17 protein-coding genes and 1 tRNA gene are annotated in these 11355 nt (G+C 47.6%); 10 read left to right on the forward strand and 8 right to left on the reverse strand.

All coding sequences use genetic code 11. The features are described 5' to 3' along the window. Nucleotides 1-66 precede the first annotated feature (66 nt). From NIES2104_RS09420 to NIES2104_RS09430, 3 genes are read left to right on the forward strand one after another with little or no spacing between them, the layout of a single operon-like run. On the forward strand, nt 67-816 hold the full coding sequence (locus NIES2104_RS09420) for an HAD family hydrolase (RefSeq protein ID WP_058997922.1): 750 nt from the start codon (nt 67-69) through the stop codon (nt 814-816). Then, complete coding sequence (locus NIES2104_RS09425; RefSeq protein ID WP_058997924.1) at nt 813-1175, forward strand: hypothetical protein; 363 nt, start codon at nt 813-815, stop codon at nt 1173-1175. Before NIES2104_RS09420 ends, NIES2104_RS09425 begins: the two co-directional genes overlap by 4 nt. Then, the gene (locus NIES2104_RS09430) at nt 1176-1565 is read left to right on the forward strand and encodes an MGMT family protein (RefSeq protein WP_058997926.1); all 390 of its coding nucleotides are present in this window, start codon (nt 1176-1178) and stop codon (nt 1563-1565) included. A gap of 101 nt (nt 1566-1666) precedes the next feature. Here the strand turns inward: NIES2104_RS09430 and NIES2104_RS09435 are convergent, their stop codons facing one another. Beyond that, on the reverse strand, nt 1667-2092 hold the full coding sequence (locus NIES2104_RS09435) for a hypothetical protein (RefSeq protein WP_058997928.1): 426 nt from the start codon (nt 2090-2092) through the stop codon (nt 1667-1669). 148 nt (nt 2093-2240) lie between these two features. On the opposite strand from NIES2104_RS09435, the gene NIES2104_RS09440 reads away from it, so the two are divergent. Then, nucleotides 2241-2312, forward strand: a tRNA-Gln gene (locus NIES2104_RS09440). A gap of 109 nt (nt 2313-2421) precedes the next feature. Here NIES2104_RS09440 and NIES2104_RS09445 read toward each other — a convergent pair. The 3 genes from NIES2104_RS09445 to NIES2104_RS09455 form a co-directional block, all read right to left on the reverse strand. Continuing rightward, entirely contained in the window at nt 2422-3186 is a 765-nt protein-coding gene (locus NIES2104_RS09445; RefSeq protein ID WP_058997930.1) for a COP23 domain-containing protein, read from the reverse strand. A 181-nt stretch (nt 3187-3367) separates the two neighbouring features. After that, a complete protein-coding gene (locus NIES2104_RS09450; RefSeq protein ID WP_058997933.1) occupies nt 3368-4000 on the reverse strand; it encodes a hypothetical protein in 633 nt (210 codons plus the stop codon). Between the two features lie 344 nt (nt 4001-4344). Continuing rightward, on the reverse strand, nt 4345-4554 hold the full coding sequence (locus tag NIES2104_RS09455; RefSeq protein WP_058997935.1) for a hypothetical protein: 210 nt from the start codon (nt 4552-4554) through the stop codon (nt 4345-4347). A 110-nt stretch (nt 4555-4664) separates the two neighbouring features. On the opposite strand from NIES2104_RS09455, the gene NIES2104_RS09460 reads away from it, so the two are divergent. The 3 genes from NIES2104_RS09460 to plsY are packed head-to-tail and all read left to right on the forward strand — an operon-like array spanning nt 4665 to nt 6802. Next, on the forward strand, nt 4665-5054 hold the full coding sequence (locus NIES2104_RS09460; protein WP_058997937.1) for a DUF3119 family protein: 390 nt from the start codon (nt 4665-4667) through the stop codon (nt 5052-5054). A gap of 16 nt (nt 5055-5070) precedes the next feature. Continuing rightward, nucleotides 5071-6120: a DUF3086 domain-containing protein gene (locus tag NIES2104_RS09465; protein WP_058997939.1), complete on the forward strand. Its 1050-nt coding sequence runs from the start codon at nt 5071-5073 to the stop codon at nt 6118-6120. Between the two features lies 1 nt (nt 6121). Beyond that, nucleotides 6122-6802, forward strand: coding sequence for a glycerol-3-phosphate 1-O-acyltransferase PlsY (plsY, locus tag NIES2104_RS09470; RefSeq protein WP_058997940.1), 681 nt, complete (start codon nt 6122-6124; stop codon nt 6800-6802). On the opposite strand, the gene pgsA is transcribed toward plsY, so the two are convergent. The 3 genes from pgsA to NIES2104_RS09485 all read right to left on the reverse strand — a co-directional run bounded on the left by pgsA (nt 6799) and on the right by NIES2104_RS09485 (nt 9341). After that, entirely contained in the window at nt 6799-7365 is a 567-nt protein-coding gene (gene pgsA / locus NIES2104_RS09475) for a CDP-diacylglycerol--glycerol-3-phosphate 3-phosphatidyltransferase (RefSeq protein ID WP_339375082.1), read from the reverse strand. The genes plsY and pgsA overlap by 4 nt on opposite strands. Nucleotides 7366-7411: 46 nt before the next feature. Beyond that, nucleotides 7412-8119 carry a sugar transferase gene (locus NIES2104_RS09480; protein WP_082689954.1) on the reverse strand — a complete coding sequence of 236 codons (708 nt, stop codon included), beginning with the start codon at nt 8117-8119 and terminating at the stop codon, nt 7412-7414. 181 nt (nt 8120-8300) lie between these two features. Continuing rightward, nucleotides 8301-9341, reverse strand: coding sequence for a hypothetical protein (locus NIES2104_RS09485; protein WP_058997944.1), 1041 nt, complete (start codon nt 9339-9341; stop codon nt 8301-8303). A 375-nt stretch (nt 9342-9716) separates the two neighbouring features. Between NIES2104_RS09485 and NIES2104_RS09490 the strand changes: the two genes are divergently transcribed. Continuing rightward, nucleotides 9717-10418, forward strand: a complete 702-nt coding sequence (locus tag NIES2104_RS09490; RefSeq protein ID WP_058997946.1) for a Crp/Fnr family transcriptional regulator — start codon at nt 9717-9719, stop codon at nt 10416-10418. 22 nt (nt 10419-10440) lie between these two features. On the opposite strand, the gene NIES2104_RS31670 is transcribed toward NIES2104_RS09490, so the two are convergent. After that, nucleotides 10441-10590, reverse strand: a complete 150-nt coding sequence (locus NIES2104_RS31670) for a hypothetical protein (protein ID WP_156426911.1) — start codon at nt 10588-10590, stop codon at nt 10441-10443. 95 nt (nt 10591-10685) lie between these two features. Here NIES2104_RS31670 and NIES2104_RS33370 point away from each other — a divergent pair, with 95 nt between their 5' ends. Beyond that, on the forward strand, nt 10686-10820 hold the full coding sequence (locus NIES2104_RS33370; RefSeq protein ID WP_263970936.1) for a hypothetical protein: 135 nt from the start codon (nt 10686-10688) through the stop codon (nt 10818-10820). Between the two features lie 34 nt (nt 10821-10854). Next, a complete protein-coding gene (locus NIES2104_RS09495; RefSeq protein ID WP_058997948.1) occupies nt 10855-11355 on the forward strand; it encodes an orange carotenoid protein N-terminal domain-containing protein in 501 nt (166 codons plus the stop codon).

An 11355-nucleotide genomic window follows, 5' to 3' on the forward strand; every position in this document is an offset into this window, starting at 1 on the left:
ACAAGCGCTATCTGTTTCTACAGTTGCAGTATCCCTGAATCAGGAAATTGATCTGAAAATTTTTCTATGTCTAATCTGAAAGCTTTAATCTTCGATGTCGATGGGACGCTTGCCGATACCGAACGAGATGGACACCGCCTCGCGTTTAATCGCGCCTTCTCCGATTTTGGTCTTGATTGGAATTGGTCGATCGAGCTTTACGGGGAACTGCTCGAAGTCGCTGGCGGTAAAGAACGCATTCAGCACTATGTTCAAACTTATCAAGCAAAAATTCCAGCAGGTGAAGTTCTTAAAGAACTCGCTGCCAGAATTCACAAAGCAAAAACGCAGCATTATCAAGCTTTGGTGAAAGAAGGCATCATTCCATTGCGTCCGGGTGTGCGGCGATTGATTACAGAAGCGATGCAGGCGGGAGTCAGGTTAGCGATCGCAACCACCAGCCGACTCGATAACGTGATCGCCTTACTCGAAACCGAACTTGCACCCGATAGCCCAAACTGGTTTGAAACAATTGCAGCGGGCGACATTGTGCCACACAAAAAACCTGCACCCGATATCTATATTTATGCTCTAGAGAAACTGAATTTAAGTGCAGCCGACTGTATCGCGATCGAAGATTCTTTTCAAGGCTTACAAGCCTCACGAGCAGCAGGAATCAAAACGGTGATTACCTTGAATGCGTATACTCGATCGCAGGACTTCACAGGTGCAGCGTTGGTCATTGATCAGTTAGGGGAACCTGATCAACCGTTTGAACTTCTGAAAGGAAACATCGAACAAACCTACCTTGATTTAACTGGACTCAACCGCTTATGAATCTTCGTTCGCTTCCGTTGCTCAGTCTTTTGATTGCGTTGCCTGCTCATGCGGAGCGAATTGAACTGAAAAATCCAGCCTGGAAAGAAGTTCCAGGGACACAATTCGATGGAACTGCCTACGTAAACCTCAATGGAATCGAGAAAACGGGAGGCAGAATTATCTATGACGTGGTGAACGCTGAAGCCGCTTATTCGAGAGTAGAAATGGATTGCAAACGACAGCAGTTTCGCACTGTGAGACTCGGATATTTTGAAACGCGATCGTTAATCAATTACAAATCGATTAACGATCCTTGGATGAAACCTGAAACCGCTTATCATAAAGCACTTGCAGCCTTTGTTTGCCGTCTCAAGTAAATGTCTAAGTATCATCAGATCTATGAAGTCGTCCGCCAAATTCCTCACGGTCAGGTAGCAACCTATGGACAGATTGCAGAACTTGCCGGACTTCCAAGACAAGCTCGCTTAGTCGGATATGCCTTGTTTCGCGCCACCGATGACACTTTAGAAGTTCCTTGGCATCGCGTGATCAATGCAAAAGGAGAGGTTTCCATGTCGCCGTTTCGAGAAGGCATGGATTACATTCAGCGATCGCTCCTCGAATCTGAAGGCATCGAATTCGACGAAAACGGTAGACTCAGCCTGAATCGCTATCGTTGGCAGCCTAATCTCATACCGAATCAATCTGTTAATGCTACAGATCTTTCGCCCCCTAAATCCCCCATTCTGGGGGACTTTGAAACCTAAACCAGTTCTGACCTCTGAAGAAATTTCACACTCAAAGTCCCCCACTCGTGGGGGATTTAGGGGGCTTCCAAGATCTGTGGCGCTCAAAAATCAATTTGGTATTACGAAGTTTGATTAAAAATCTCTAGCACCCGTTGACAAAAAGTTTTCAGTCTCGCAGCCGCTTCCGGTGCAGGCTGACCTTCTCCTTCAAACCTCCAATTCTGAACGGTTGAAAACTGCCACTGCTTGCCTTTGTGGTCAAATCCCGCTGCTTCAATCCCGATCGCTCTTCTCACCTGCGTCTCTGAATCGGAATGAAACCGAATTTGCACGAGGACGCTACGACATTGAAACAATCGGCTTCGTCCGGGAAAATGAAAGCCAATATCGATCGAGTCTGGATCAATCAGTTCGCGAGTATCAGGATCATTTGCCCAAGGTTTGAGATCGACTCGTGCGTCTGGAAAATCAGTTTTTACTAAATTCGTAATGGTCGCAATTTTGCTGGCGGATTCTAAACTGGTCGCTTGTTCTGCTGCATTCACGATCGTGCGGCTCCAATCGAGTCATGTCAAACGTCATTATGTTAGCCTTCCATCATAAGGATTTCCTTGATCGATGGCGGTACGACTCGATACGAAAATTGTTGACAAAACTTCAGAACTTGATGTTATATTACTAGAGGTGATGCGTTGGGGCGTCGCCAAGCGGTAAGGCACCGGGTTTTGGTCCCGGCATTCCTAGGTTCGAATCCTAGCGCCCCAGTTCTAAATATTTGAAAAAGCGCCTGAATGTAATTCTTCAGGCGCTTTTTGCTGTTGAGCAATTTTCTGCATGAATGCTATATCGATCGCATTCGTGCAGAAAACGAAATTTAACGGCGGAAAATGCTCGGAACCGTCCGGGTTGCAGGACGATTCGATCGCGTTTTCACCCCACCGACCAATCGTTCACCCGTTCCACCATCTCTCGGTGACAGGAACGGCTTCAGATTGATATTGCCATTCGTTGTCGATCGACGACCGCCAATCCCGATCGCCCGTCCAAGCTGATCGAGCACACTCGATCGACCCCCCCCAAACGTCACAACGCCTTGAGTTTGCTGACCGCTATCTGCCACAGAAAGATTTTGGAACACGCGATCGCGGGTCACAGTCGGATCTTGTCCGGGCGGCACCGTCAACACAATCCGACAAGACGGAACTCGATCGGTTGTCACACAAATCGTGTTGTAGCCGTTCTCAGATCCAGTTCTCATTTCGACCAAACCGTCTGGACGATATGACTCTAGACGACGCGCAATCTCATTACATCGACGATCGGAACTCCAGCCCCCACCCAACGTACTCGGAACCGCCCAAGGATAAGCCTGATTCGGTTGGCTCTCCGGGAAGTACATCACCGTATTCTGACCATTATTAGTCTGACAAGCGAACCGAGTTCCTGGAGCGGTCGGAGACGGGATCGTCGTATCACCTGGTCTGGTTGTTGTCGTGCCGCCGGGTTCAGTCGGGATGACCACATCTCCCGGAGCGGTTTGAGCCATCGCCGCACTACCTGCCACCATCAGCGCTCCTAACGACAGCGCTGTTCCTCGAACCACCAAATTTCGCATTCCTGTCAAGCCCTCTAGCGACATGGTATCAACCTCGATCGTATGAATGAATTTTGCAAAAGCTGTATCGAACCCTTCCGGAGTGGCGTTCTCTTGTCGTGACCGATTTTTCGCGCCGAAGTTCCCGGATTTCTATCCAGAGACAGATCTAAAAAGCCTGAAACGCGATCGCATTCCAGGCTTCATCGAATCAGTGGCATCTCTGTTATTGCGTCAATCTAAATCGACCGACCATCTGCTTGAAGTCCCACCGCACCGCGTTACCAGGATATTCATACATCGCACTCAGGACAAAAATACTGCGTCCATCACGGCTTGGAACAATCACACTATCGCCACAGTTACTGTTACCACACCAGGAATATGACACGGCAGGTTGACCCGCAAAACTATAGCTTTGGTAGTTGCTTTGTCGTCCATCAAAAAAGGACTGATTTGGGTTTCGTTCAGCCCATTGTCGGGCGCTCAATCGATTCGGATTCTCGAACCTTGTAATCGTAATGCGATCGCCTGGAGAAGATTGAGCTTGCACATTACTATCGACAGGTGCAGGCTCATCACTTCCAACTGCTTCATTTCCTAAAGAAGGATTACGAACGACGACCGTTCCTTGTCCTTCTTGAGATGTGTCAACAGTGTACGGATCTTTTACATCAAATCGAAATCCAAGTTCGCTTTGGTAGGTTCTCAATGTGCCGCCTGATGCTTGACCTACTGCGTACATCGTCGGTTTAGCAGCGGGTTGAGTCGGCGCAGCTTGGGCAATTCCAGCAATTGCGACACTCAGAAATCCTGAGTAGAAAAATGCTTGAACGGGGGCTAACTTTGTTACTCTCATACAAGAACTCCGACCATCGTTGGATGAAAACGCATATTAGAAAGGCTAAAAAAATCGGCGACAAATCTGTTCTGATTTACAGATTCTGCACCCTCTTAATCTGAATTCTACCATGAAGAATTTAGACTATTGCTAAGTTTATCTCTACCAATTTGTAGACTTTTGTTCCACTTTTTTGATATTTGATGAAACTCTGAGAATTCTAAAAAATAGTTCCGACTCTTATCATTGATCTATTTAAGGATCTCTTCTATTTCTGATGGCTGAATTCACGAATAAGGGAGCAAATCTGAGTAGACTGCTCCCTTATTCGTGAATTACAAGATTGAACCGGATAACGGGTATCAGTCGATCGAGATAGATTTCGGCGTGTTGCCGTTTCCATTCTGCGGATGGGTCACATAGACCGTTGTTCCGGTTTGCTGAGTTAGCCAGCTTTTAACAGGTTCTTCATTCAAACTCAGGCGTAGCAACCCTGTGAACAAGCCACCGAGAAAGGCGACAGGTTGCTGGGCGAGTTCTTGGACGAGCGGTGAAAGTTCTGTGATAAACATCGATATAACCCCTTGAAGTGACCTACATTCTAAGAGCGATCGTACCGCGAGTCTTCGAGATTCGTCCCAGTCTAGAATATGAATTGTCCCTGACCTGCGAGGAATGTCCCATGACCGATGCTAATTTCATTGGAAATTCTGACCAAACGATCGAACTCGCTCCGAGCTATACGATCCCGATCGTTCTAATCACCGCTGCAATTCCGCTATTGTTCGTGCAAGTCTGGGTCGCAAGCGCGATCGCGTTATTCGGGGCGTTTTTGCTGATTCAAACGGTGATGTTACGGCTCCGTTTCACGCCGACGGATTTGGATGTCTATCGAGGTGAAACGCTGATTCGGCGGTTTCCTTACCAGGAATGGCAGAACTGGGAAATCTTCTGGTCGCCTGTACCCATTCTCTTCTACTTTAGAGAGGTTCAGAGTATTCACTTTCTCCCAATCATTTTTGATCCTAAAATGTTACGGATGTGCCTTGAACACCGTTTTCCCAAGGCTTAACTATTGAGTGTTGCGTATGAGTTCTGATGAGTTGCCAATTTCCGATGAGACTACGCCTTCTGAACCGGGGGCAGCGTTGCCAGAATTGAAGTTACCCGATGCTCAATCTGACCTAACGCAGCAAGAACAAGCTCTTCAGCGCGAAATTGAGATGCTGATTGCGACTCGTGACGATTTGCAGGCGCAGCTAGGTCAAACACGAGACGCTTTAGGGCGAGTCGTGCAGCAGAATTTAGCGGAATTGGAGCAGCGCAGACAGACTTTACAACTGTCGATCGAACAATTAGAGCGCCGCCAAGAACGCATTCGTAACGAGATGAGATCTAGTTTTGCAGGCTCATCTCAAGAAATCGCGATTCGAGTTCAGAGTTTCAAAGATTACCTCGTGGGCAGTCTGCAAGATTTAGCGATCGCTGCCGAACAATTAGAGTTACCCACCTTCCAAGCCGAACTGCAACCCGCTCCGATCCAAGAGGAACCAAAACCGCGATCGGCAGCGGCTCCCAGTCCGAATTTTGCCGAATCGACTTTCGAGGAACAATCCCAAAAAATTCGCAGCATTATCGATCAGTTCCGTAATCAGCCCGATTATTACGGTCCCGTTTGGAAACTGCGCCGCACGTTCGAGCCAGTTCACGCGGAACGGGTTTCAAATTGGTTTTTCAAACAAGGGGGACGAGGAGCGATTCGGACAATGGGATCGCGCTTACAGAACATTTTGATTGCATCGGCATCGATTTCGATTCTCTATAATCTGTATCGCGATCGCTTACGAGTCCTAATTCTGGCAAATTCTCCGGAGCGCCTAGGAGAATGGCGACGCGGACTGCAAGATTGTCTGGGTGTGACTCGGAGTGATTTTGGGAGCGATCGCGGAATTGCGTTGTTTGAAGTCGCTGAACCGTTAGCACTCAAAGCCGAACGACTCGATAAAGATGGGTTTCTGCCGCTGATTGTGGTGGATGAAACCGAAGAAAGTATCAATCTCGCGCTGCTTCAGTTTCCGTTACTGCTTGCGTTTGCGCCGAGTCCCCAACAAATGATCCAGCAACAATCGTACTACTAATATGCTTCCTTGGTTTATCAACAACGCACTGCTGCTCATCGTCGCTTATTTGCTCGGTTCGATTCCGACGGGCTATCTCGCGGGTCGATTGCTCAAAGGCATTGATATTCGAGAAGCGGGATCGGGATCAACTGGAGCAACGAATGTGTTGCGGACGATCGGGAAAATTCCAGCCTTGATCGTGCTCTTGATTGATATTGGCAAGGGTGCTTTAGCGATCGCGGCTGTGAATTACGCTTTCACCTATCTTCCAGGTTGGCTCTATTTCTCGAAAATCGTCGGCTTAAATTTCGCCATTTGGCAGCCTGTGATGGTGACTTTGGCTGGACTTGCTGCGTTGTTCGGACACAGCAAATCAATCTGGCTCGGATTCTCAGGCGGAAAATCCGTTGCGACTAGCTTGGGGATTCTGCTGGCGATGAATTGGATGGTGGCATTATCCACCGTTGGCGTATTCGCGCTGAGTTTGGGAATCACGCGGATTGTTTCGATTAGCTCGATCGCAGGAGCCGTTTCGGTGATTGCGTTTATGGTTTTGTTTGCTCAACCCTTACCGTATTTGCTGTTTGCGATCGCAGGTGGCGGATATGTGATCTGGCGACATCGATCGAACATTCAACGCTTAATCGAAGGCACAGAACCGAAACTGGGTCAGAAACTCGAAGAACCTGAAGCCAGTTAATCCGATTTCTGGGGCAGTAGATAGATCAAGCCTGAAATCCAAGTCAGCGCGACGGAAATCCAAAACAGAATCAGGGTCGGAAGTTGCCACTCTGAAGATAAAGGAGCGATCAAAAGCGCGATCGCTGCAATTTGGCTGACCGTTTTGAGCTTGCCCCAGAAATTCGCTCCCTGAACGGATTTCTGAAGATTTGGATCGACGCGCCAACCTGCGATCGTCAATTCCCGCGCCAAAATCGCGAATACACCCCAAGCTGGAATTTGCTGAAGTTCCACGAGCGACATCAACGGAGCCAAAACCAGCAACTTATCCACGAGCGGATCGAGAAACTTACCTAAATCCGTCACTTGATTGAGCTTTCTTGCTAAATAGCCATCGAGCCAGTCGGTTCCAGCCGCAATGAGAAACACAACCACCATGATCCAACGAGTCTCAGCGCTCGGTGACTGCAATCCATAAAGCAAAATCGGAACCCCAAACAATCGAGACACCGTAATCCAGGTTGGCAAATTCATCACGTCGTACAAAGTAGAACAGACTCCAGCATAAAAAAATTGGGACAATCCTGAAAGGACTCTCCCAATTCATCAGTTATCGATCGCTTTTTTCTTAACAAGCGCCTTTCTTATTCAGTACAACCACGATCGTTTTGAAAATCAATTGCAGGTCATACAGCACCGACCATTTCCGCTGATATTCCAAATCCATCGCGACAATCTCTTCAAAGTCTGTCACGGTCGATCGACCATTCGCCTGCCATTCTCCAGTAATTCCAGGCTTCACATTTAATCGATTCCAGTGATGCGCCTCGTACTGTTTGACCTCATCAACAGTCGGTGGACGAGTTCCAACTAAGCTCATTTCGCCTCGTAGCACATTCCAGAACTGCGGCAACTCATCGAGACTCGTACGGCGAAGAAACTTACCCACCTGGGTCACTCTCGGATCGTCTTTGCTCTTGAAAATATTTCCGGTCGCCTCGTTCTTGACCATATGCTTCAAATTGTCCGCATTCGTCACCATCGACCGAAACTTCCAAATCCGAAACGGGCGACCATTCACACCGCAGCGAATTTGACTGTAAAAGATCCTGCCAGGATTATCGATTTGAATTGCGATCGCGATCGGCAACAACACCAAGCCAGTGATCAATAATCCAACTGAAGCACCGAGAATATCGATCGTACGTTTGAGCTTGCTATTGACTGAAGCATGAAGCGTTCGGGGTTCGCGGACTAAGCGCAACGCATGACGCATCGACGCGAAATCTTGAGCACTTGAATCAGTAGAACGGGTTGGAGAATCGGTGAATGTCATCACGAGAGCAGCCCAGAATAAAAGAATCGATAAAACTTATCTGTCACTATATTCACGGCTACTGATCCCGACCCTGACATCTCGGCAGCGTTTGTCCAATCTTTGAACTGCTGCGGTTTTCCATGAAGTTTAAGTGTGGCTGACCGGAAATCTGTCGATCTGCTGTTGCAAATTGTCAACCTCACTCTTTAGTATTATTTTCCACATCCTCATCAAATAGATTTTCGACTCCTTCCAAGGTGAAGATCACTGGATTTTGAGTGGAAGCAGCAATTTTTAGCTGATCAAATGTGGTTTCTTGAGTCAGAGCACCATAACCATTTGGCTCGATTAACGGCTCAACTTTTGGCGAATCTCCCTGAAAGAGAGATTTCAATTCTGCTGGAGCTTCTCGCCCACTGATTGATCCCTTACGGGGCGGAACGACTGGCACTGCGATCGGAAATTCATCGACCTCAACCGCTAACTGATCGATTAACTCCGTGAGAACGGTGATGGAATCGATCGCGGCTCCGGTTGATTGACGCTGCGATTTGGCTGAGGGTAATTCGGTTCCGGCATACGGCATTGCAAGCTGAGGGAGTTGATTCGGATCAGATGCACTTTGGAGAAACGCCGAGGCATTTTGTCCCATCTGAGTCGCCAACCGTCCGACGATACCGGAAAACATGACTTCGCTCTGCTGTCCCAGACTATGTAATTTATCAATCCCTTGAGACAGTGAATCTTGATATGCCTGAATATCCTTCTGTAGCGATTCAAACACGACATGTAGCGTTGAATCGAGCGTGGTGAGGACTTGATCGGCTCGATCGTGAATGACTTGAAGTTTCTCGACAGGCAAATTTTCCGAAGTTTGCGGACTTGGTTGCTCTAATAATTCGCGATGTGCCTCAAGCTGACGAATTTCGCGCAGTAAAGCATTTCGCTGCTGCATCAGACTCGAAACTTCAGAATGAAGCGGACGTAACAGCGTCGATCGTAGAGCGTTCATCTCCTCGATCACCGCTTGCATCACGTCTTGAGCCTGATTGTCCTTTTCTGGCTTTTCCTGGCTCAAGTCGTACAGCGCATATTGTAAATAGGTGCGAACTTGTTCTAAAACTTGACGTTGACGGGTGAGTTGTGCAGCCGTTCCCCAAGGCAAACGGGCGTTTCCTTGAGCGAGTACGTCTTGAACTTCCGTAAGAAGACGCTGAATCTGATCCTGATTGGCAGTCACAATAACAATCCTTGATTAGAATTCGGCAATACCGGACATCCCATTGATCTCAACTTAGTTGTAGGTTGCCCGAACCGAATCATCTTTTGCCAGTTTCACAGGGAATTAGAAAATCAATCTACTTCACGAAACAAAGCTTCACGACGAAATCAGGACGATTTTACAAGAAGCTCATGTTCTTGTTTTTACTTCGGAACGGGCAATCTGAGTGAAACGTGCGCTCTTATTCAGTAAACCCTCTAAAATAATCCCAGACTGTCCGAGTGCATGGCTGTGCAATCTCTGGGACAGATGGGCATTTTAAGCTCATCCCTCATTTGATTTTAAGGGTCATCTTGCGTTCTTTTTTCTGCCGCACTCTGGTTAGTACTCTCAATGGAAGACCGTTACACTCTCCGCGATACTACGATCAATGCGTCGATCCGCTCTGCCCCGTTCTTTGAAGGACTGCCAGATAGTGCGATCGAAAAAGCAATCTCTCATGTCGTGATGCGAACTCATCCGGCGAATCAGGTGATTTTGCTTGAAAACGACTGGGGCAGTTCGGTCTACTTTATTCTCAGTGGTTGGGTGAAGATTCGGACTTACAACCTCGACGGCAAAGAGGTGACGCTCAACATTCTAGGCAAGGGTGAACTGTTCGGTGAAATGGCTCCGCTTGATGAAGTTCCACGATCGACGGATGTTATTACTCTGGCTCCGACGGTGATCGGCAATATGCCTGCTCAAGATTTTGTGCAGTTGCTGAATTCTGAACCAGAAGCGGGAATTCGACTCGCGCAATTAATGGCACGACGACTGAGACAGGTCAATCGCCGCTTGAGACTGCGCGAATCGGACAGCACATCGCGGGTGGCAGATATTTTGCTATTTCTGGCGGATGGGCAAGGGAAACGGGGACAGAACGGAACTGAGATCCCGAATTTGCCGCATCGGGAATTAAGTAGTTTGAGTGGATTGGCGCGGGAGACTGTAACTCGTGTGTTGAGCAAGCTGGAGAAGAAAGGCTTGATTGTGCGCGATCGCGATACGCTTTGTATCCCGGATGCTCATGCCCTTGAACGGTTGATGATTTAAAAATCAAGTTTCTGCAAGTCGCTTAGATTGGCGCACCTGTGAGCGCGATCGCAAACGTGAGCAGGACGATGAAAAGAAATTTTGCAGTTTTGACGGAGAATGCCGTTTTCGACATCTGATTGAATAAGTACGATCGAGGATTTTGCACAACTCTAGGCGTAAATTTTGACACTTTATTTTATCGATCAGTGAGCGAAGCCAAGACCATAGAAACTGGTAACTCTCAAAGAATTTAAGTCATCTGTAAATTTGATCGAGCTTCACTCTGTGACTACTTGGAAGATTTCAAATGTTCCAGAAGCCATTGGTTATCTAATTGGCGATCGCGATTCGTCGAGCATTCTAGGAATGATTTTGAGTTTCACTCTTTTTGCAGGGGTGGCTTTGATCCCAGAGCGATAACCTGATCGGTGTAAGTGATTTGGGATTTGTGTTTATGACTTCGATTAATACAAGCAACTTGGATCAAGCGATCGTAGAATTTCAGAGTTTGCCCGTTGAGGAAAAACTTGCTGTTTTAGGCTTTTTGTTCAAGGACGTTTCTGGCTCGATTCCTGAGAGTTCGTTTAACGGTGTGAATAGTAATGAAATTACGCCGTTAATCGAGCAAATTCAGGCACAGCGCTCTGATGAACAAATCCAAACGCTCGGAGATTTCCTATCAAGTCAGAATTCTCAAGGCGATGGAGTTGCACTCGATCCGCATCCAAGCAAAGCACTTCTGGAACTGATTCCAGGCAATACACAGCCTGCATTGACTCGTTATAAAGCACTAGATCAGAGTTCTCGCTTGGCATTTTGGTATCAATTAGGTCAACAGTTCAGTAATAGTATTCCAAGCGATGTTTCGCTGTCTCCGAAAGCGAGCGAACTGCTTACCTCATTACGATCGCTGGGTGCTGAGCAACAAGCGGCTTTCCTGAGTCAGATTGCGTAG

It is taken from the genome of Leptolyngbya sp. NIES-2104, assembly GCF_001485215.1.
Classification (GTDB): Bacteria; Cyanobacteriota; Cyanobacteriia; order Leptolyngbyales; family Leptolyngbyaceae; genus Leptolyngbya.